This window comes from Streptomyces thermodiastaticus (assembly GCF_014656135.1).
Lineage (GTDB): Bacteria > Actinomycetota > Actinomycetes > Streptomycetales > Streptomycetaceae > Streptomyces > Streptomyces thermodiastaticus.
Window position 1 is genome coordinate 76059 of sequence record NZ_BNBV01000015.1, and the last position, 20910, is coordinate 96968.

At 73.4% G+C, this 20910-nt stretch carries 16 protein-coding genes and 1 pseudogene; 4 read left to right on the forward strand and 13 right to left on the reverse strand.

Translation table 11 applies throughout. The features are described from left to right. Window positions 1-10: 10 nt before the first annotated feature. The gene (locus tag IE286_RS15505) at window positions 11-1432 is read right to left on the reverse strand and encodes a GH39 family glycosyl hydrolase (protein WP_189797312.1); all 1422 of its coding nucleotides are present in this window, start codon (window positions 1430-1432) and stop codon (window positions 11-13) included. Window positions 1433-1564: 132 nt separating this feature from the next. Here IE286_RS15505 and IE286_RS15510 point away from each other — a divergent pair, with 132 nt between their 5' ends. Both IE286_RS15510 and IE286_RS15515 read left to right on the forward strand, forming a co-directional pair. After that, complete coding sequence (locus tag IE286_RS15510; RefSeq protein WP_189797313.1) at window positions 1565-2659, forward strand: DUF5925 domain-containing protein; 1095 nt, start codon at window positions 1565-1567, stop codon at window positions 2657-2659. A gap of 102 nt (window positions 2660-2761) precedes the next feature. Then, complete coding sequence (locus tag IE286_RS15515; protein ID WP_189797314.1) at window positions 2762-3535, forward strand: DUF72 domain-containing protein; 774 nt, start codon at window positions 2762-2764, stop codon at window positions 3533-3535. Window positions 3536-3672: 137 nt separating this feature from the next. Here IE286_RS15515 and IE286_RS15520 read toward each other — a convergent pair whose 3' ends face one another. Further along, window positions 3673-4044: a GntR family transcriptional regulator gene (locus IE286_RS15520; protein WP_189797315.1), complete on the reverse strand. Its 372-nt coding sequence runs from the start codon at window positions 4042-4044 to the stop codon at window positions 3673-3675. Between the two features lie 213 nt (window positions 4045-4257). On the opposite strand from IE286_RS15520, the gene IE286_RS15525 reads away from it, so the two are divergent. Further along, complete coding sequence (locus tag IE286_RS15525; RefSeq protein ID WP_189797316.1) at window positions 4258-5187, forward strand: GNAT family N-acetyltransferase; 930 nt, start codon at window positions 4258-4260, stop codon at window positions 5185-5187. Window positions 5188-5258: 71 nt separating this feature from the next. Here the strand turns inward: IE286_RS15525 and IE286_RS15530 are convergent, their stop codons facing one another. Then, the gene (locus tag IE286_RS15530) at window positions 5259-5885 is read right to left on the reverse strand and encodes a class I SAM-dependent methyltransferase (protein WP_189797317.1); all 627 of its coding nucleotides are present in this window, start codon (window positions 5883-5885) and stop codon (window positions 5259-5261) included. A gap of 137 nt (window positions 5886-6022) precedes the next feature. On the opposite strand from IE286_RS15530, the gene IE286_RS27645 reads away from it, so the two are divergent. Further along, window positions 6023-6157 carry a hypothetical protein gene (locus tag IE286_RS27645; RefSeq protein ID WP_267969273.1) on the forward strand — a complete coding sequence of 45 codons (135 nt, stop codon included), beginning with the start codon at window positions 6023-6025 and terminating at the stop codon, window positions 6155-6157. 141 nt (window positions 6158-6298) lie between these two features. Here the strand turns inward: IE286_RS27645 and IE286_RS15535 are convergent, their stop codons facing one another. The 10 genes and pseudogenes from IE286_RS15535 to IE286_RS15580 form a co-directional block, all read right to left on the reverse strand. Next, on the reverse strand, window positions 6299-7174 hold the full coding sequence (locus IE286_RS15535) for an esterase/lipase family protein (protein ID WP_189797364.1): 876 nt from the start codon (window positions 7172-7174) through the stop codon (window positions 6299-6301). A gap of 572 nt (window positions 7175-7746) precedes the next feature. Beyond that, on the reverse strand, window positions 7747-8751 hold the full coding sequence (locus tag IE286_RS15540; protein WP_189797318.1) for a DNA polymerase Y family protein: 1005 nt from the start codon (window positions 8749-8751) through the stop codon (window positions 7747-7749). Next, window positions 8748-12332: a DNA polymerase III subunit alpha gene (locus tag IE286_RS15545; protein ID WP_189797319.1), complete on the reverse strand. Its 3585-nt coding sequence runs from the start codon at window positions 12330-12332 to the stop codon at window positions 8748-8750. Before IE286_RS15545 ends, IE286_RS15540 begins: the two co-directional genes overlap by 4 nt. 326 nt (window positions 12333-12658) lie before the next feature. Further along, window positions 12659-13738 carry a S1 family peptidase gene (locus IE286_RS15550; RefSeq protein WP_189797320.1) on the reverse strand — a complete coding sequence of 360 codons (1080 nt, stop codon included), beginning with the start codon at window positions 13736-13738 and terminating at the stop codon, window positions 12659-12661. A gap of 406 nt (window positions 13739-14144) precedes the next feature. Continuing rightward, window positions 14145-15050: a S1 family peptidase gene (locus IE286_RS15555; protein ID WP_189797321.1), complete on the reverse strand. Its 906-nt coding sequence runs from the start codon at window positions 15048-15050 to the stop codon at window positions 14145-14147. Window positions 15051-15283: 233 nt separating this feature from the next. Then, a pseudogene (locus IE286_RS15560) lies at window positions 15284-16062 on the reverse strand (DUF1684 domain-containing protein). 4 nt (window positions 16063-16066) lie between these two features. After that, window positions 16067-17161: an LLM class flavin-dependent oxidoreductase gene (locus IE286_RS15565; protein ID WP_189797322.1), complete on the reverse strand. Its 1095-nt coding sequence runs from the start codon at window positions 17159-17161 to the stop codon at window positions 16067-16069. A 101-nt stretch (window positions 17162-17262) separates the two neighbouring features. Beyond that, window positions 17263-18024: an amino acid ABC transporter ATP-binding protein gene (locus IE286_RS15570; protein ID WP_308115045.1), complete on the reverse strand. Its 762-nt coding sequence runs from the start codon at window positions 18022-18024 to the stop codon at window positions 17263-17265. A gap of 81 nt (window positions 18025-18105) precedes the next feature. Beyond that, window positions 18106-19860: an FAD/NAD(P)-binding protein gene (locus tag IE286_RS15575; protein WP_189797323.1), complete on the reverse strand. Its 1755-nt coding sequence runs from the start codon at window positions 19858-19860 to the stop codon at window positions 18106-18108. After that, on the reverse strand, window positions 19857-20717 hold the full coding sequence (locus tag IE286_RS15580) for an amino acid ABC transporter permease (RefSeq protein ID WP_189797324.1): 861 nt from the start codon (window positions 20715-20717) through the stop codon (window positions 19857-19859). The genes IE286_RS15575 and IE286_RS15580 overlap by 4 nt, the downstream gene beginning before the upstream one ends. Between the last annotated feature and the right edge of the window lie 193 nt (window positions 20718-20910).

A 20910-nucleotide genomic window follows, 5' to 3' on the forward strand; every position in this document is an offset into this window, starting at 1 on the left:
GCCGGGCGGTTCACCGCTCGAGCCACCTCACCTCGTAGGCCTGCATCGCGAAGCGCCGGCCGTCGACCTGGGCGCTGATCGCCCGGTCGAGGGTGTTGACCACCAGGACGGTGTCGTCGTCGGCCAGGACGCGGACGTTGGGCACGTCGTCCGGGGCGACGGAGACACTGCGGTACGTGGTGCCGGGCGGGAAGGCGCGGCTGAACCGGGTGAGCAGGTCGTACAGGGGCAGGGGCCGGCCGCCGTCGGCGCTGTCGGTGGGGGTCCACAGGCAGCCGGGGCAGTCGGTGCCCTTCTCCTCCTCCGGGTTCCAGTAGAAGCCGGTGGTGGCGCCGCCCTTGGCCATGGCGATCATTCCGGCGGCCTGGACGGCGACCCGGTGCGGCTCGGACCATTCCTTGCGGTCGTCGTTGCCGTCGGCGGGTTCGACGTAGTACTCGGCCCACCACAGCGGCAGGCCGCGCGTCTGCTGCCGCACCCACCGCCCGACGGCCGTCAGCTTGTCCGTGGCGGCGAACTCGTCGGGCAGCAGCTCGTCGTCCTTGGTGTAGCTGGAGCCGTCGACGACCACGAAGTCGGCGCCCGCCTTGTGCGTGTTCCAGTAGGTGAAGGCGTCCAGGACCCGCTGGTCCATGGCGCCCCACGGGCCGCGCACCGCGGTGGAGGCGTACTGCGTCTGCCGCGGGTCGACGCTGTCCATGACGAGGTACGGCCCGCCCACCATGATCTTCGGGTTCACCTGTTTGAGCGCCCGGTAGACCAGGTTGTACAGCTCGGTGTACCCCTCGTAGTCCCAGCGGTCGGCGGTGTCGTTCCAGAAGCCCTTGAACTCGTTCCAGACGATGAAGTGGCGTACGTCCGGGTAGCGGCGGGCCACGGTCGCGGCGAGCGCGGCGTAGTCCCTGTAGTGGTCCGGTGTCGGGGCGGTCTCCAGGGCCTGCTGGCTCCAGTCGGTGGTGTCCGCGCCGGGGCGGCCGCCCTTCATCCAGTCCGGTGCGCAGCACAGGGTGATCACCGGGGTGGCGCCGGAGGCGCGCATGAAGTCCACCCGGCGGTCCAGCGCGGCGAAGTCGTAGCGTCCCTTCACCGGCTCGGGGTTGTCGGCGCCCCAGCCCATGATGGCCTGGTTCTGCGGCAGTCCGGCGTTCTTCGCCAGCATCGCGGCGACCCGGTCCGTGGCGGCGCCGCTGCCCTCGTCGGCACTGAACTGGGTGTGCGTGAACCCCCATCCGACGGACGGCTCGTCCGCGTGGCGCGGCGGTCCGGGTGTGCCGTGCACCCTGGCCCCGTCGCGTGTCGTGCCCTCGGTGCTCGGATCGCCCGGCAGCGTGGCGACCAGCGCCACCACCAGGGCCACCACGGCCGCGCCCACCCCGAGCAGCGCGGTGAGCCGCCACCGCCCCGCCCCCGTGTCCCACCCATGACGTCCCATCACCCACCACAGTACGGGCGGAATGAGCGCTTCGGGCAGGGTTCGGCCAGGATCGGGGCGCACCCGCGCGACACGGGTCGTGCGCGGTGGAAACCGGGTGCGTCCGGCCCCCCGGTGACGGATCATGACGGCATGTCCGCGAACCCGCACGACGCCCTGCCGATCCGGCTCACCGTCGACGACTCCGACTCTCCCTCCGACGTCGTCGACGCGCTGTTCCTCGGCCGTTTCGCGACGGGCGAGCAGCCCTGCGCGCACACGGTGAGCATCGACCGGGTGCGCCCCGGTGCCACGCTGCTGCCCGAGGGCGCCCGGGTGCTGCGGGTGGCCCGCGACGACGACCGCAGCGCGACCCTCGCCGAGGGCGTCGGCTGGACATTGCTGGTCTCCCGCTGGAACCGGGGCGCCGACGTCACGGTCACCGCCACCGGCGCCGAGCTGGCCGAGGAGATCCTCCGGCAGGCCACGGACGGCGCGGCCGACGAGCCGGAGCCGCAGCCGGAGAACGTCACCATGGGCTTCTGGTACCTCTCTCCCCGGCGCGGCCCGTACCGCACCACCCGGCAGATCTCGGCGGGCACCTGGGACGAGGTCCGGGCGAACTACACGGCACCGGTCGCCGTCGCCCTGGACCGCCTGATGAAGACCACGCCCGACACCATCGCCGGGCGGCTGCTCCTGCTGCACGGCCCGCCCGGCACCGGCAAGACCTCGGCGCTGCGCACCCTGGCCCGCAGCTGGCGCGACTGGTGCCAGGTGGACTGCGTCCTCGATCCCGAGCGGCTCTTTGCCGATGTGGGCTATCTGATGGACATCGCCATCGGCGAGGAGGACCCGGCCGGCAAGGGCCGCTGGCGGCTGCTGCTCCTGGAGGACTGCGACGAGCTGATCCGCGGCGAGGCCCGGCACACCGCGGGCCAGGCCCTGTCGCGCCTGCTCAACCTCACCGACGGCCTGCTCGGCCAGGGCCGCAACGTGCTGGTCGGCGTGACCACCAACGAGGACCTGGAGCGCCTGCACCCGGCCGTGGTCCGCCCCGGCCGCTGCCTGGCCCGGATCGAGGTGGGCAAGCTGACCCGGCAGGAGGCGGTGGCCTGGCTGGGCACCGAGGAGGGCGTCTCCCGCGACGGCGCCACCCTGGCCGAGCTGTACGCCCTGCGCCGCGGCACCTCGCCGACGGCACTGCCGGAGCAGCGGGAGGGGGCGGGGGCGGGGTTGTATCTGTGAGGACGGGGAGGGCGCGGGTGAGGCACCGGTGACCTGCTGCGCGGGCGCGCTCCGTCCGGCCGTACGGTGCCTCGATGAGGGATCCGGTGTTTTGATGGAGGTATGACCCTGTTCGTCGGAACGTCCGGCTGGCAGTACAAGGACTGGCGCGGGGTGCTGTACCCGGAGGGCTGTCCCACTCGGCTGTGGCTGGAGGAGTACGCCGCCGCGTTCGCCACGGTGGAGTGCAACAACGCGTTCTACCGGCTGCCGGCGCGGGAGACCTTCGAGGCGTGGCGCGACCGGGTGCCGCCGGGCTTCGTCGTCGCGGTCAAGGCGAGCCGCTTCCTCACCCACGTCAAACGGCTGAAGGACCCCGAGGAGCCGGTGGAGCGGCTGATGACGCGGGCGGCGGGCCTGGGCGACCGGCTCGGTCCCGTGCTGCTGCAGCTGCCGCCGACGCTCCGCGCCGATGCCGGCCTGCTGGACGCCTGCCTGGCGTGCTTCCCGCCGGGCACCCGCGTCGCGGTGGAACCGCGCCACGAGTCGTGGTGGACCCCGCGCATCCGCGGCGTCCTCGAAGGGCGGGGTGCCGCGCTGTGCTGGGCCGACGTCCAGGCCCGCCCGGTCACCCCGCTGTGGCCCACCGCCGGCTGGGGCTACGTCCGCTTCCACGAGGGCCGCGCCACGCCGTGGCCGCGCTACGGGCAGCGGTCCCTGGAGTCCTGGGTGGACCGTGTCGCGACCGCCTGGCCGGACGTGCCGGACGTGTACGTGTACTTCAACAACGACCCCGGGGGCGCGGCGGTGCGGGACGCGGTGGTGTTCGCCCGGGCGGCACGGCGCGCGGGCCTGACGGTGACCCGCACGCCGGAGACGGTACCGGCGCCCGGCTGACACCGGCGTGGGCGGGCGTGTGCCGACACCGGCGTGCGCGGTGTCGCGCCCGGTGCCGCCTGCCGCGCACAGGCCGTATGGCCGCCTACCGCGCACAGGCCGTATGGCCGCCTGCCGCGCACAGGCCGTGTGGCCGGCTACCGCGCGTAGGCCGCGCGCAGCGCGTCGCGGACCGCGGCGAGCGCCGCCTCCTCCTCCAGCCCGAGCCGGCGCACCCGCTCGGCGTAGGCCTGCGCGGCCTCGGCCGCCTGACGCTCGGCGGCCGAGCCGGCCGCGGCCACGAAGGTGCCGTTGCGGCCGCGCGTCTCGATCACGCCGTCGCTCTCCAGCGCCCGGTAGGCCTTGGCGACCGTGTTGGCCGCCAGCCCCAGCGACTCGGCGAGCGCACGCACCGTGGGCAGCCGGTACCCCACCGGCAGTGCTCCCGAGCGCGCCTGCTCGGAGATCTGCGCCCGCACCTGCTCGTAGGGGGGCGTTACACCGTCCTTGATCCGGATCTGCAAGGTCACGGTGCGATTGTCGCGCACACCCGGGGTCTTGGCGGTGCGGGGCGGCGGGGGTGCGGTCGCCGCCCGGGCGGCGGTCGGGAGGCGGTCGGGAGGCGGTCGGGAGGCCCGGCGCCGTGACCGTCGTGATCGCTGCGGCCGGCACGACGGGCGCGACGGGGCGCGGCCCGGAAATTCGGAGGCGGTGCGCGGGTGTCCTGCGTAGCCTGCGCCGCCATGACCGTCATCGTTCGCGAGGTGCGCGCCGACCAGCGCGCCGATCTGGAGGGCTTCGCCCGCGTACGGGACCGGGCGCTGCCCTGGATGCTGTACACCGCCGACGCGCTGGCCCACGACCTGGCCCATATGCCGCCCGAGGCGCACTACCGCCCACTGGTGGCGGTCGCGGACGGGGAGGTGATCGGGACGGCGCAGGTGCACATGGTGCACGACAGCAGCGATCCCGGGGTGGGCAGCGTCAACGTGTACGTCGACCCCCGGCACACGGGTCGTGGCGCCGGCAGCCTGCTGGTGCGGGCCGCCGAGGAGTACCTGGCCACGCTCGGCGCGGTGCGGATCTGCTCCTGGGTGCTGGACGAGCCGGGCAACCGTGCCTTCGCCGAACGGCGCGGCTACCACAGCGGCCGCTCCGCCCACTTCCTCCGCCTGGACCTGGTACGCGGGACGCTTCCGCCGCTGACGGACCCGCCGCCGGGTGTGGAGCTGCGCCGGGGCAGCGACTTCGCCGGCGATCCGCGTCCCCTCTTCGAGCTGGACGCGCAGACGACCGCCGACGAACCGAGCGATGTGTCCTACGAGCTCACCGACTACGAGGCCTGGCTGGCGGAGACCTGGCGGCATCCGCTGTTCAGCCCCGAGCTGACGTCGGTGGTCCTGGTCGACGGCCGTCCCGTGGCGTTCACCATGGCCCGCACGGACGGCGGCACCCGGTACGGCACCTCGATGACGGGCACCGCCCGCCCGTTCCGCGGCCGGGGTTTGGCCAAGCTCGCCAAGACCGACTCCCTGCACCGGGCCCGGGCCGCCGGGTGCACCGAGGCCCTGACCGGCAACGACACCGGCAACGGGCCGATGCTGGCGATCAACAAGTGGCTCGGGTACGAGGTGTGCGCCACGGAGGTCCGCTACCTCCGCGACCTGGGCTGACACCGCCCCGCAGGGCGCGCCGGACAGGGCGGTGTCGCATCTGTTCGTCCGTCCGCCCTCCCGCGGCCGGCTCACACCGTCGCCACCACCGCGTACCGCTCGTCGTCCACCTCCTTCCCCCACAGTCGCGCATCCCCGGACAGCTGTTCGACCTGGGTGTGATCCACGAGAGGGGCGAGAAGAGTGAGGAGGCGATCCGTGGGTATGCCGACCGGGGTGAGCGTGCCCCAGACACCCTCGACGAGGACCAGCCGCCCCGCCGGGCGCAGCAACGACCGCCAGTGCCGCAGCGCACCGGCGGGGTCGGGCAGCGCCCACAGCACATGGCGCACCAGGACGACGTCGAAGCGCCGCCCGCCCACCGGGGGTTGTGCGGCGTCCCCGGCCAGGAACTCCGCGTCGTACCCGGCCGGCTTGGCGCGGGCGCGCTCCAGCATGTTCGCGGACAGGTCCACGCCGGTGACCCGGTGCCCCTGCTCGGCGGCCAGGAGCGACAGGCTGCCGGTGCCGCAGCCCAGGTCGAGGACGTCGGCGGGAGCGGCCGGCAGCCAGCCGCGCAGCCGCTCGGCCCAGGCGGCCCGCACCTGCGGATCGCGCAGTCCGTGATCGGGTTCGTCGTCGAAGTCCGCCGCCTGGGCGTCCCAGTCCACGGGCCCCTGGGCCGCCCCCTGGTCACCGGTCGTCGTCTGTGCACGCATGGCACTCAGAGTGACACCCGCCACTGACAACCGGTTCGTGACGGCCACCACAGACAGAACGGCATCGATCAGGAACTCTCGCCCGAAAGGTCTACCTCCGGGAGAACACGGAACCCGGGGAGACGAAGGAGGCAGTGATGCGCCGTATCACCGTGCAGAAGCTTCCGAGGAAGTCGGACGCCCGCCGGATCCGGGAGGAGGCCGACGAACGCCCCGGCGCACGGCCGGAGGTGCGCAAGGACATCGCCCGCACCTGGTGGCCGGACGCCTGACCCACGACTCGGGACACGCAACGCGCGCGAACTCCCGACCCACAACGCGCGCGGCGCCGCGGTCCCGGCTCCTGGACGGCTCGGACGGCGACGGGGCCCGTCCGGCGCTCGGGCCGGACAGGCCCCCGGTGAACCGACCGGTCAGCTGACGGCGGACGCGCAGGTGGTCGGGGTGGCGTGGGCCGGATCGAGAGCGTTGGCCACCTCGTGGTGGGCGATGCGGTCGCTCAGAGCGATCGCCAGGTGCTCGGACACGTCGGCCGGGCACAGGTCCTGCAGCAGCACGTTGTGCACGTCGGGGCCGCTCAGGAACTGGCTGCGCCAGGGAGTGACGACCTCGTCGTACCGGGTGGCGATGACGGTGTAGTGCACGCCGGGCACGGTGTCGCCGCCGGCGTTGAGCTTGGTGAGGAAGTCGGAGCCGGCGATCTGGTCGGCGATGGCGGGGGTGGCGGTGTCGAGCAGGTCGCTCGCACCGGGGAAGTACTTCAGCAGCTCGGTGAGACCGAGCAGGGTGGTGCCGTGGTTGCTGGGGGCGATGCCCACGAGGGCGTTGACCTTGGCCGCGCCACCGAGGAACTTCAGGTAGTAGCGGGGCATCATGCCGCCCTGCGAGTGGCCCACGATGTCGACCTCGGCGGCACCGGTGGCCGCGAGCACCTTGTCGACGAAGGCGGACAGCTCCTGCGCCGACTTCTCGATGGGCCCGAGACCGCAGAAGACGGGCACGCCCGGCAGCCGGCCGTAGTCGAAGGAGTAGACGCAGTACCCACGGTCCTGCAGGTACGGGGCGAGGGAGAGCCAGTTGTCGACGGAGTTGCCGAAGGTGCCGTGGACCAGGACGACGGGGCGGGGGTGGGCTGCGGACGGCTTGCAGTCGTAGTCGTTCCAGCCGGAGCTGGGGGCGCTTGCGGCGGAGGCGTCGGAGGCGTGGGCGGCGGCAGCCGGGACGGTGGCGACGGCGACGGCCAGGAGCAGCGCGGCCAGATGTCTCAGCGCTCGCGCGACAGGCAGCATCATGCGATCTCCTTGCGACACGAGGGAGGTGCGGTGGCACTACGCCCCTGTGATCCGGATCACGAGGATGCTGTTCATTCGTCAAGTTACGGACCAGTAGTCCGGGTGTGAAGTTACGTGTCGGTAAAAAATCCGACGGTGGAAGGAATCGGGGCAGCGCGCCTGCGGACGGGGTGTCAGGCGGAGGTGGCAGCACGGTTGTTCAGGCGGGCGGCGCCGTGCGGCCGTCGGGGGTGGGTGAACTGCGGACGCCGACGAGAAGACGGCTCTAGGTCAGGCCTCGGCCAGGCGCCCATGACAGGGCCTCAACGGGCGGGAGACACCTTGCCGGAATCGGTGAAACTCATGTAAACCACGGCTCCTGCGCCGTAAACCCGCAGATCGCGCACTCGGCTCCCCGCGCGTGCGGGGATGGACCCGCCTCCAGGTTCTGGTCGGAGTCGTCCAGTTCCGGCTCCCCGCGCGTGCGGGGATGGACCCCAGTTCCTCAGCAGCCACGCCACGGTCTGCTCCCCGCGCACGCGGGGTTGGGCGCATGCACTACCCGGATCCCCGCACACGCGGGACCCCCCTCAAGCCGCCCACCCCGCCCAAGTCCCCAGACTCACCAGACCCCCCAAAGCCCCCGGCATCACCGCCCGCGGCCCGAACCTCGCCCGCGCTCGGTCCGCGACCTCCTCGATGCGGCGGGCCTTGTCGTCGGCGGGGTCGAAGCTGAGCTGGTGGGTGGCCTGTTCGGCGGGGGCCAGGCCCTCGGTGCGCAGGGCGAGGGCGCGGACCCGGGCGCGTTGCAGGCCCAGGGACTCGTACATGCCGTAGGCGGTCCGGGTCAGGGCTGCCGAGTGGGCGGTGGGTTCGGGCAGGGTGCGGGTGCGGGTCGTGGCGGACCTGTCGGCGTAGCGCACGGTGAGGGTCAGGGCGCGGCAGACCGTGCCGGAGGTGCGCAGCCGGGCGCCCAGTTCCTCGGCGGCCGACAGCAGGGCCCGGCGGTGGCGGTCGGGGTCCAGCTCGTCGCGGTCGAAGGGGCGTTCCGCGGCCAGGGAGCGCGAGAGGGAGTCGGGGACGACCCGGCTGCGGTCGATGCCGTTGGCCTTCTCGTGCAGTTCGCGGCCCGCCTTCGCGCCGACCAGGCGCTGGAGCGTGGACTGGGGTGCGGCGGCGACCCGGCCGAGGGTGTCCAGGCCGTACTCGCCCAGGGTGCGGGCGGTGGCCGCGCCGACGCCGGGCAGTGCGGTGACGGGCTGGTCGGCGAGGAACGCGGTGACGGCGTCCTCGGACACCGCGCAGGTCACGCCGGGCCGGGCGGCTCGCCGGGCCATGCGGGCCAGCATCGGGCCGGGTCCGGCGCCGATGAGGCAGTCAACGCCGTAGCGGGCGAGTGCGCGCACCCGGATCACCGAGGCGAGTTCGACGGCGTCGCGTCCGAAGTACCGTTCGGCGCCGCGCAGATCGGCCAGGGCGCCGTCCGGCGGCAGTGCCTGGACGACCGGGGTGAACTCCTCCAGCAGTCCGAGCAGTTCCGGCAGGGCCGTCTCGCCGGGCGAGGGCAGCTGGAAACGTACGCAGAGAACGGTCATCCCGCACTCCCTGGACTCTGGTGCCACAACGTCCTTCCGCTCGGGGATCCTTCGCCGGCCGGCCGCAGGTCCGCCCAGGGGTGCATCTGGTAGCCGGTGGACATGCGGATCCGGCGGCCTGCCCGGGCGGTCTCCAGCGGGTCCTGGGCGGCGGAGCCGGCGGGTGCCGGCCGGCCGTCCGAGCCGGCGAGCCGGGCCCGCGACGCTCCCGTGCCGTCGCCGTCCGGCGCGCCCCGCGCGTCCTTGCCGGCCGGTGTGCCGTGCGTGTCCCCGCCGGCCGAGCGCGCCAGCCGGGCCGCCACCTCCTCCAGGCCGCCCTCGGCGCGCAGTGCGGCCAGGTCGGCGAGGTTCCAGGCGGCGGTTCCCACCACGCTCAGGCTGTGCGGGCCGCGCCGCTGCACGGTGCCGCGCACCAGCAGCAGCCAGGAGTGGAAGACGGTGTGCGCGCAGGCGTCGTGGGAGTCGTCGAAGAAGGCGAGGTCGACCAGGCCGGTGCCGTCGTCCAGCGTGGTGAAGATGACCCGCCGGCCGGAGCGGATCGGCGGGGTCTGGGTGGCCGCCTTGGCACCGGCGACCAGCACCGTCTCGCCGTGCCGGACCTCGCGCAGCCGGCGGGCGGAGACCACGCCCAGCTCGTCGAGGAAGGCCCGGTGGTCGTCCATCAGGTTGTGGGAGACGTCCATCGACAGCACGCCCAGTTCGGCGCTGAGCCGCTCGGCGTCGGACAGGTCGGGCAGGCCGGCCGCGGCGGTCTTCCGGCCGCCGGACAGGGGCAGCTGTCCGCCGCCGGCGCCGCGGGTGCCGCGGTGCAGCTCGGCCAGGTGCAGTTGCAGGTCGCGGCGGTTGGCGCCGAAGGCGTCGAGCGCGCCCACCTGGGCGAGGCGGGCGGCGACCGGGCGGCTGGGCCGGGCCCGCTCCCAGAAGTCCAGCAGCGAGGCGTACGGCTGCCCGTCCGCGATCCGCCGCGCCTCGGCCTCGCTGATGCCGTGCACGTCGCACAGGGCCAGGCGAAGTCCCCATATACCGGACGAACGACCCCGTGTCACCCCCTTGGAGTCAGACACCAGTTCGATACGGTGAGCGACTCCCGACTTGTTCACGTCCAGCGGCAGGATCGGCACCCCGCGCCGCCGCGCGTCCGCCAGCAGCAGCCGCTTGGGATACATCCCGGGGTCGTGGGTGAGCAGTCCGGCGTAGAAGGCGGCCGGGTGATGGGCCTTCAGCCAGGCCGACTGGTACGTGGGCACGGCGAAGGCGACCGCGTGCGCCTTGCAGAAGCCGTACGAGCCGAAGGCCTCGACGATCTCCCAGGTGCGCTGGATCGTTTCTGCGTCGTATCCGCGGGCCGCCGCGCTCTGCGCGAACCACACCTTGATCCGCCCCTGCGACTCCGGGTCGGACAGCCCGCGGCGCACCCGGTCCGCCTCGTCGCGTCCGCAGCCGGTCATGATGTCGACGATGTGGATGATCTGCTCGTGGAAGACGACGACGCCGTAGGTCTCCTCCAGCGGCCCGCGCAGGTCCGGGTGCGGATAACGCACCGGGGCCCGCCCGTGCCGGGCCTCGATGAACGGCCGCACCATGTCGGCGGCGACCGGGCCGGGCCGGAAGAGGGAGATGTCCACGGCCAGGTCGTGGAAGTCGGCCGGCTGCAGACGCCCGACCAGGTCCCGCTGGCCGGGCGACTCGATCTGGAAGCAGCCGAGCGTCTCGGCGGAGCGGATCAGCCGGTACGTCGCCGGGTCGTCGCCGGGCAGGGCGTCCAGGTCGATGCGCTCCCCCGTGGCCCGCTCCACCTCGGCGACGGCGTGCGCCATCGCCGACTGCATCCGCACGCCCAGCACGTCCAGCTTGAGCAGGCCGAGGTCCTCCACGTCGTCCTTGTCGAACTGGGACATGGGAAAGCCCTCACCGCTGGTGGGCACCACCGGGGTGCGCGACAGCAGAGAGGCGTCGGACAGCAGCACCCCGCAGGGGTGCATGGCGACCCCGCGCGGCAGCGCGTCCAGGGCCTCGACCAGCTCCCACAGCCTGCCGTACCGCTCCTGCTCCCCCGCCAGCTCCTTCAGCTCGGGAAGTTCCTGAAGGGCCGCGCGGGCGTCGCGGGCGCGGATGTGCGGGAAGGACTTGGCGATGCGGTCGATCTCGGCGGGGTCCAGGGACAGGGCGGCACCCACGTCGCGGATGGCGTGGCGGACGCGGTACGTCTCCGGCATGGAGACCGTGGCGACCCGCTCGGCGCCGAACCGGTCGATGATCGCGCGGTAGACCTCCAGGCGGCGGGCGGACTCCACGTCGATGTCGATGTCGGGCAGGACCATCCGCCGCTTGGACAGGAAGCGCTCCATGAGCAGTCCGTGCTCGACGGGGTCGGCGTGGGCGATGCCGAGCAGATGGTTGACGAGAGAGCCCGCGCCGGAGCCGCGCGCCGCGACCCGGATGCCCATCTTCCGTACGTCGTCCACGACCTGGGCGACGGTGAGGAAGTAGGTGGCGAAGCCGTGGTAGGCGATGATGTCCAGTTCCTCGTGCATCCGCTCCCAGTAGGCGCGCCGGCCGGCGTAGCCGCGCAGCACCATGCCGGCGGCCGCCCGGGAGGCGAGCGTGCGCTGGGCGGTGCGGCGGGCGGCGCCGACCAGGTGCGGCTCGGGGAAGTGGACGGTGCCCATGCCGAGGTCGTCCTCGGGGTCGACCAGGCACGCGGCGGCCGTGGCCTCGGTCTGCTCCAGCAGGCGGCGGGCGGTCTCGCGCCGGAAGCCCGCGGACTCCACGATCCGTTCGGCCGCGTGCAGCATGGCGCCGGGGTCCTTCAGCCAGGCCTCACCGGAGTCCCGTTCCTTGGCGGGGTCGATGGGGACCAGGCGGCGGGCGGCGTCCAGGACGTCGGCGACCGGCCCCTGGCCGGGGTCGGCGTAGCGGACGGCGTTGCTGAGCACGGGCCGGACGCGCTGCTCGGCGGCGAAGCCGACGGTGCGGGCGGCCAGACGCAGGGAGCCGGGCCCGGTGCCCGTGCGGCCGTGCCAGACGGCCTCCAGCCGCAGGGCGTCGCCGTAGACCTCACGCCAGGGCACGAGGAGCCGCGCGGCCCGGTCGGGGCGGCCGGCGGCCAGCGCTCGGCCGACGTCGGAGTCGGGGCCGAGCAGCACGATCAGTCCGTCGCCGTGGTTGTCGGACCAGGCGAGCCGGGGGGTTGCGTCGGCGGTGTGGGCGGCGGTGACCAGGCGGCACAGGTCGGCCCAGCCGCGGGCGCCGTCCCGGGCGAGGAAGGTCACGCGGGGAGCCGACTCGTCGACGAAGGCGCCGCCGCGCACCGGTGCCCGGCGCCGTTCGGGCCGGGCGGGCGTCTGCTGCCGCACCGGCTCGGGGCCGGCCACCGCCAGGTCTGCCCCGAACAGCGGACGCACCCCCGCCGCCGCGCACGCCTTGGCGAAGCGCACCGCACCGGCCAGGGTGTCGCGGTCGGTGAGCGCGAGAGCGTCCATGCCCCGTTCGGCGGCACGCTCGGCCAGCCGCTCCGGGTGCGAGGCGCCGTAGCGCAGGGAGAACCCGGAGACGGTGTGCAGATGTGTGAAGCGCGGCACACACACCTCCCGCCTCGTGAGCCGGTCCGTCCCGGACACGCTCTCGAACATCAGTTCACTCCCTACGACACCACCATACCTCCCCTCCCGAACATGTGTACGACATCCGTTCGAGCACCTCCCACCTGCGCAAACGCATTCCGGCGCCCCGCTGCCGCAGTCCGGGAGAGCACAGGGAGGACCCGGGAGCACCCGGGAGACCGGCGGGGGAACGCCGGAGCATGCGGGAAGAACGGCGGAGAACGCGGGAGAACGGGCGAGAATGCGGGAAGCCCCGCCCTCGCTGTGCGAGGACGGGGCTCCCGCGGGTGCCGGACGGCGGAGTCTCAGCCGATCTGGGTGCCGGTCGCCGACAGCGCCTCGGTCACCGGCTGGAAGAAGGTCGTGCCGCCGGAGGTGCAGTCGCCGCTGCCGCCGGAGGTCAGGCCGAGAGCGGTGGAGCCGTCGAACAGCGCGCCGCCGCTGTCGCCGGGCTCGGCGCAGACGTCGGTCTGGATCAGACCGCTGACCGTGCCCTCGGAGTAGTTCACGGTGGCGTTCAGGCCCGTGACGGTGCCGGTGTGCACCTGGGTCGTCGAGCCGCTGCGGGCCACCTGCTCACCGACGGTCGCGTCGCCCGCCTGGGTGATCTGCTGGGTGGAGCCGTTGTAGAGATCGACCGCGCTCGGGTGGTCGACGTCGGCGGTGTACTGGACCAGGCCGTAGTCGTTGCCCGGGAAGCTGGACGCCGCGTTGCGGCCGATCACCGTGCCGCTGGAGTCCGACCAGGTGCTGATGGCCTCGGTGCAGTGACCGGCGGTGAGGAAGTACGGCTGGCCGTCCTTGACCACGTTGAAGCCGAGCGAGCAGCGGCCGCCCGAGCCGGTGATGGCGTCACCGCCGGCGATGAAGGACTGGAACGTCCCCTGCGAGCGCTTGATCTCGGCCTTGTCGCCCAGGCTGTCGACGACCTTGGAGAGCTTGGCCCACTTGTCCCCGGTCACCGTGCTGTCGGCGGTGACGACCACCTTGTTGGTGACGGGGTCGGTGACCCACGAGGTGCCCGGGATGGTCGCGTCCTTCACCAGCGTCGCCCGGGCGGTGTCGAGCTCGGCGAGGGTGTGGCGGACGATTCTGGCCTTCGCGCCGGCCTGCTCCACCTTCTGGGCGGTGTCCTCGTCGAGCACGTTGACCACGAGCGCCTTGGACTCGGCGTCGTAGTAGGTGCCCGCCGTGGCGCCGTCGAGGTCCTTCAGCAGCGTCGAGGCGAACTTTCCGGCCGCCGGCGCGGACAGGACCTTGGCCTGGGGAGCCTGCGCGGGCTCACTGGCGTTCGCAGTCTGGAAGCTCATGCCCGCGGCGATGAGCACAGCGATGCCCGTGCCCGCCAGGGCCGTACGGCGCACGGAAGTACGACGGTTGTTCAATTGATGTCCTCCTGTGGGGGGTTCGGCACCGGAGGTTGTGGGGACCTCGCGGAGCCGAAAGGAATGGGACCGGCGCCCACTATTCCGAGCCGCGACGGGAGCACACAAGGTCGAGTTCTGGACGTGTGTACGTCAACCGACGTACGCCTCCTGCGTTCCGCGCGCCCGAGGTCATCGCCCCTGTGTTCGCAGAGCAAACGCTACGAGTGAGTAACTCATCGACGCGCTGTGAGGTTCACTCCTGTCTGGAATTGATCGGTGTCCTGACAGGTGCTCACCGGGCGCCGGAAGGGCGCGGACACGACGAGCCCCCGTACGCCCGGTGCGCGTACGGGGGCTGTGACTGCTGTCGGCCGACAACATTCAGGACTCGGACCGCCGGGCGGTCCGGCAGGGGCGGGGGACGTCAGTAGACGTGGACCCCGTAGGCGTTGAGCGCCTCGGTGACCGGCTGGAAGAAGGTCGTGCCGCCGGAGGTGCAGTCGCCGCTGCCGCCGGAGGTCAGGCCGTAGGCGACACCGCTGTTGGAGTACAGCGGACCGCCGGAGTCACCGGGCTCGGCGCAGACCGTGGTCTGGATGAGACCGGAGACGATGTCGCCGCTCCCGTAGTTGACAGTCGCGTTGAGGGCGGTGACCCGGCCGCTGTGGATGCCGGTGGTGGAGCCGCGCCGGTAGACGGTGGTGCCCACGGACGGCGTGGCCGCGCTGGTGATGTCCACGCTGCCCACGCTGCCGGACTTGTCCACCGAGCCGTTGGTGTAGCGCACGATGCCGTAGTCGTTGCCCGGGAAGGACGACCCGGCGGTGGTGCCCAGCGTGGTCGAGTGCGAGGAGTTCGACCACCAGGTGCCCGCGCCGTCGGTGCAGTGACCGGCGGTCAGGAAGTAGTAGTTGCCGCTGCTGTCCTGGACGTTGAAGCCGAGCGAGCAGCGCCAGCTGCTCGCGTAGATGGCGTCACCGCCGGAGATGAACTTGCTGAACTTGCCCGGGGTGCGCTTGATGGTCAGCGCGCCGGCGTTGGCTCCGGCCTCCTGCTTGATCTTGTCGATCTCGGCCTGGGAGACCGTGCTGTCGACGGTGACGACGACACGGTTGGTCTTGCTGTCGACGGCCCAGGCGGTGCCCGGGATGTCGGCCTTGAGCACCGAGTCGCTCGCCTTGGTGAGCTGGGCGGTGCTGAAGGTGGTGACCTCGGACGCGTTCGCGCTGGGGACCGCGAACGCGGCGGCGGCCACGAGCCCGGAGGCGAGGGCGACCAGCCGGGTCGGTCTCGCGATGCCGCTGCGGGGGGTGGTGCGCTTGATCCTCACTTCGTTCCTCCACCAAGGAAGTCGGGGGCCCGTGTGGGGTCGGGGCCCGTGAGGCGCAGCCAGGGGCGGACTCCCGGATTCGGATAGTTGTGCCCCTGACAAGCGCTGTGGGGGAGTATTCGGCCGAACGGACGGTCGGCGCAAGAGTGCCTTTCGGCCGCGCGGCGCGGTCCGGATCGCTCAGAGCGCTGCCATCCGGCCATTTCTGACGGTGCGCCGACGGGGCACCGGACTCACCGCAGGGTGCGCTCCCCCGCCGGTATCGCGAGGTCCAGGGTGTTCCCGGGCGGCGGGAACGGGCAGAGGAAGTGCTCGGCGAACGCGCACGGCGGCAGCACGGCCCGGTTGAAATCGGCCGTGGTGCGCCCCTCGGCGTCCGGGGCGTCGGCGTACAGGAACCGGAACCGGAAGCTGCTCTTCCCACTGGTGGCGTCGGCGAACACCGCCCACAGCGTGCCGTCCGGCTGCACCGCGGCCTGGAGCGTGTGCTCCCGGCCCTCCAGGGCGAAGGCCAGCTCCCCGGCGAGGGCGAGCCCGCGGGTGCGGCCGTCGGCGTTGGGCACCCGCACAGTGCGGCTGTCCGGGTACGGCGTGAAGCGCGCCGGCACCGACCAGCGGGCATCGTACGGGGTGGCCGAGATGCCGCGGAACGCCCGGCGGGCCGCGGAGGACGGGTCGTAGACCCGTACGGCCCACTCCCCTTCGCGGCGAGCACGACCAGCCGGCGCTCGCCCAGCGCGACCCGGGCACCGGCCACCGGCCCGCTGTCGGCGCCGAGCCGGACCCGGCCGGCGACGGGCCGGCCGTCGACGGTCAGCCCGTCGGCCTCGCCGGCCTGGAGCACGACCGCGTCCCCGTCGGCCCGCCACTGCCCGGGGAGGTCCGCGAGGCGGCCGTCGGGATGGTCGTGGAGCCAGTGCGTGCCGGTCAGTGCGAGCGGCCCGTAGGGTGCCGACACCGCCTCGGTGCGGTCCTCGTGCCACTGCTTCCAGCGGGCGGATGCGTCCGTCATGTGATCAGCCTTTCCATGGGTGGCCCGGTGGACGAACCGGATGCCGGGTGAGGGCGGGCCGGGCCAGCCCCAGATGCTCGCGCAGGGTACTGCCCGGGTAGAACGTGCGGAACAGGCCCCGGTGCTGAAGGACCGCCACCGTACCGTTGACCAGGCGTTCCAGGTCACGGACCGGTTCACGGGGCACCAGGAGAAAGCCGTCGGCGGCGCCGCCGCGGTACCAGGCGGCGATCAGTCCGGCCAGGTCGACCGGGCCGCCCCGGTACAGCGGCCCCGGCGCGGCCCGCCGCGGCCGCCGTGTGCCGTGGCCGGGCGTGAGGCCGTGCTCGAACGAGCCGAGCCCCCATGCGGGTTCGGCCACGTACTCCATGCCGCGCAGGTCGACCGCCAGACGGACCAGCACCCGCAGGGAGTCCGGGTCCCGGCCGGCCTGTCGCGCGGCGGCGCGCAGCCGGTCCCGTGCCGCACCGGCCTGTTCCGCGCCGGCGGCGCGGACGAGCACCACGTCGGCGTGGCGGGCCGCCGGGCACCGGGCCGGGTCCTCGGCGTCGACCATGCGCACGGGCCCGCCCTGCGGGGACGGCGGCACGTCCGGTCCGGTCGCCGACGGCACACCGCCGCCCTCCTGGTCCTGACCGTCGGCCTCCGGTGGCCGGCCGTCCCGGGCGGCTCGGGTGTCCCGGGTGGCTCGGATGTGCCGGGTGGCTCGGGTGCATCGGTCGTCCTGGCAGTCTTCGCTCTCCCCCGCACCCGGGCCCGTGCCGGGCGGGCCGGGGAGCCGGACGAGCTGACCGGCCCGGCCCCCGCTGACCCGGTCGAGGGCCGCGACGGCCGCGGGGACGCGGCAGGGGCCGGGGTGCGGTGCGGCGAGGACGGGGACCAGGCCGATGCGACGGGTGGCCGCCGCCGCGCGGGTGAGGACGGTGAGCGCGTCCGGGCCCGGCCGTGCGGGGTCGTCGCCGAGGGTGACGAAGTCGAGGCCGCCGCGCTCGGCGAGCCGTACCGCGTCGACGCAGGGCTCGGCGCCGCCGTCCGGCGGCACGGCCCGGTCCACGGCGGCGGCCAGGTGCAGCAGCCCGCGGCCGTGCCGTGCACTCATGCGGGCTGTTCCTCGTCGTGCGCGGGTGCGGGCGGCCTGCGGCGTGCGCCGTCCGCGACGGCCGGCCGCGGTGCGGGGGGTCGGTTCCGGTACGGCACGTGTCACAGCACCTTCGACAGGAACGCCCGGGTCCGCTCGTGCCGCGGCCGGTCGAGCACCTCGCTCGGCGGGCCCTGCTCCACGATCCGTCCGTCGTCCATGAACACCACGGTGTCGGCGACCTCGCGGGCGAAGCCGATCTCATGGGTGACGACGATCATCGTGGTGCCCTGCCGGGCCAGGTCCTTGATGACGTCGAGGACCTCGCCGACCAGTTCGGGGTCGAGCGCGGAGGTGGGCTCGTCGAAGAGCAGCAGCCGGGGCTCCAGGGCGAGCGCGCGGGCGATGGCCACCCGCTGCTGCTGGCCGCCGGACAGCCGGCGCGGGTAGGCGTCGGCCTTGTCGGCCAGGCCGACCCGCTCCAGCAGGCGCCGCGCGGCCGCCTCGGCCTCGGCGCGGGGCCGCTTCTGCACGGAGACGGGTGCCTCGACGATGTTCTCCAGCACGGTCAGGTGCGGGAAGAGATGGAAGTTCTGGAAGACGAAACCGATGCGGGTGCGCTGCTTGAGCACCTCCCGCTCGGGCAGTTCGCGCAGCCGGTCGCCGGAGCGCCGGTAGCCGACGAGGGTGCCGTCGACGTGGATGGCGCCCCGGTCGACCTTCTCCAGATGGTTGATGGTGCGCAGCAGCGTGGACTTGCCGGACCCGGACGGGCCCAGGACCACGGTGACCTGGCCGCTGCGGACCTGCAGGTCGATGCCCTTGAGGACCTGAAGCGAGCCGAAGCTCTTGTGGACGGACCTGATGTCGACCATGACGCTCATCGTGGGATTCCTTCAGCGGGTGAGGAGAGACGTAAGTCAGGGGGCCGTGCGGCCGGACCGGGCCGGGACGGGCGCCGGGCGTCACGCCGCCACGCGTGCGGCGAGCGCGTGCAGGAAGGCCAGCACGGCCCGCGCGGTGGCGTCGTTCTGCCGGAAGGCGGCACCGCCGGTGCGCGGCCGGGTGAACGCGCCCGGGGTGCGGCCGTCGGTGAACGGGCCGAGCGCGAACCGGCGCGGGTGCGGCCGCCCGGCCCGGTCCAGGACGCGGCCGTCGGCCGCGTCCACCCGCAGCAGCCCGTCGGGCGTCTCGGCGGCGCCCTCGTGGTGCAGCTCGCGCAGCAGCGGGTCCCGGGCGCGCCGGACGGTGGGGGCGGGCAGGCGGGCCTCGACCAGGGCACGGGCTTCGACCGTGTGGCCGGGGACGGTGGGACTCGACGCCCGGAAGACGCCGCCGGCGGCGGTGACCGTCATGTCCGCGCCGACGAAACGGAGCAGGCCGGCCCGGGACAGGGCGAGCATCTGCCGCAGCCGGGGGCCGGGCGGACCGGAGGCGAGGAAGCTGAAGAATCCGTGCCACCAGGGGCCGATGTCGCCGAGCCGGACCAGCTGCCCGTAGACGGACAGCAGCGCGAGGAAGACGGCCAGGTCGGGGCTGTGCGCGGGGTCGTGACGGCGGGCGAGGTCGGCCTCGATGTGTCCGCGCAGCAGCTGCTGGAACTCCTCGGGCGAGGCGACGTGCACCCCGTCCAGGGGCCGGTCCAGGGCGGCCAGGTCGAGCCGGTCGGCGGGGTCGGGCACGGCGGCGGCGACCAGCGCGGCGCGCTCGGCGTCACCGGCGTCGGCGTACCGCCGCTCGAACTGTGCCCAGGCCATGGCCGTCCGCTCGGGGTGGGCGGTGAACAGCCGGTGGTAGTGGGCGAATCCGAGTTCCTTCGTCACCAGCGGCCACACGTCGCGCCGGAAGTCGAAGCCGCCGGGGCGGGCGAGCAGCGCCTCGGTCTCGGCGGGGCCGAAGAAGCGCGGCAGCGGCGGGCGTTCGCCGGTGAGCTCGTACCCGATCTTGGAGTGGTAGGGCACGCCGCGCCGCGATCCGACGTACAGCACCGGCTCGTGACCGGAGGGTATGTAGGTGTCGCCGTCGTACCGCCCGCCGCGGCCCTCGGTGAGCAGCACCATCAGGTCGACGAAGGCCAGCCCGAACCCGCGGACGAGGACGCTCTCGCCGCCTTTCAGCGCGGACAGGTCGCTGTCGGCGGTGAAGTCCGGCGGCAGGTGGACCAGGCCGTGGGTGCGGGCGTGTTCGGCCAGTGCCGCCTGCTCGGGGTCGGGTTCGGCGTCGAGGTGGCCGAGGGTGAGGACCACGAGGTCGGCCAGGAGCGGGCGCGGGCGGCCTTCGAGCCACACCTGCTGGCGGCCGTCGCGCGGTCCGCTGACGCGCAGGGCGCGCCGCGGGTGGTGGTGCACGGTGACGCCGGCGGGCAGCGCGGCCACCGCCTGGTCGTAGACCCAGCGCAGATAGGCGCCCTGGAGCCGGCGGTCGGTGAAGGTGCGGCCGGGCAGGCCCGCCCACTCGTGCAGAGTGGGCCCCTCGCGCACCGGGCCTGCCATGTCCACGGTGTCGTCGGTGAACATGGTGACGTCCTCGGCGTGCGAGTTCATCCACAGCAGCGGGGACTGCGCGTCCCGCCAGATGCGTCCGGAGCCGGGCGGATACGGGTCGACCAGGTGGATGTCGAGCCCGCAACCGGCGTACAGCTCGGGGGCGTTGGCGGCGATGCGCTCGATCAGACCGGTTCCGCGCGGCCCGGCGCCGACGATGACGAGCGAGGGCCTCACCGGGTGCGCTCCGAACCGCGCGCGTAGTGCTTCTCCACGGAGTACTGGGCGACGCCGAGCACGGAGGTGACCACGGTGTACCAGATGGTGGCCACCATCAGCAGCGGGATGACCTGGTAGGTCTGGTGGTAGATCAGCTGCGCCGAGTACAGCAGGTCCTGCACGGCGATGACGCTGACGATCGAGGTGCCCTTCAGGGTGCCGATCAGCATGTTGCCGGCGGGCGGCACGATGGAGCGCATGGCCTGCGGCAGGACGATCCGCCGCCAGCGCCGCAGCCGGCTCAGGCCGAGCGCCTGGGCGGCCTCGATCTGGCCGCGGTCGACGGACAGGATGCCGCCGCGCACCACCTCGGCGGCGTAGGCGGCTTCGTGCAGGGTGAGGCCGACGATCGCGACGGTGACCGGGCCGAACAGGTCGACGGTCCGCACCCCGAGAATGCGCGGGTACAGCGCCCCGATGTTGAACCACAGCAGCAGCTGCACCAGGATCGGTATGGACCGGAACAGCCAGACGTATCCCCAGCTCACCGCGCGCAGCACCGGGTTGCCCGACAGCCGGAAGACGGCGAGCAGGGTGCCGAGCGCGAAGCCGAGGGCCATCACCACGGCGGTCAGCCACAGCGTGAGCCACAGCCCGCGCAGCACCGAGGCGGAGGTGAAGTAGTCGGCGACGACGTCCCACTGGAACGCCTTGTTGCGCACGACGGAGGTCAGGGCGAGCGCGAGCAGGACGAGGACCACGGCGGCGGCGGTCCACTGTCCCAGCCGGCGCTGCGGCAGGATGCGCAGGGCCTCCTCGGCCGGTTCGGGCTCGGGTGGGGCGGGGGCTTCGGTGACAGCGGTGCCGATGGACATGTGAAGGCTCCGTGATGTGCCGGACGGACACGGGTGGATGTGCCTTCACACGTGACAGCCGCGCGGACGGTGCGCCGCGGCGGTCGAGCACGGCCCAGCCCCTCAGCAGGACCGCCCTTGCAGGGTAGGGCGCGTCTCACGTCCGCTGTCAAGGGCGTCCAGGATGTGAGCAGTATGTCTCAAGGCGGTTGAC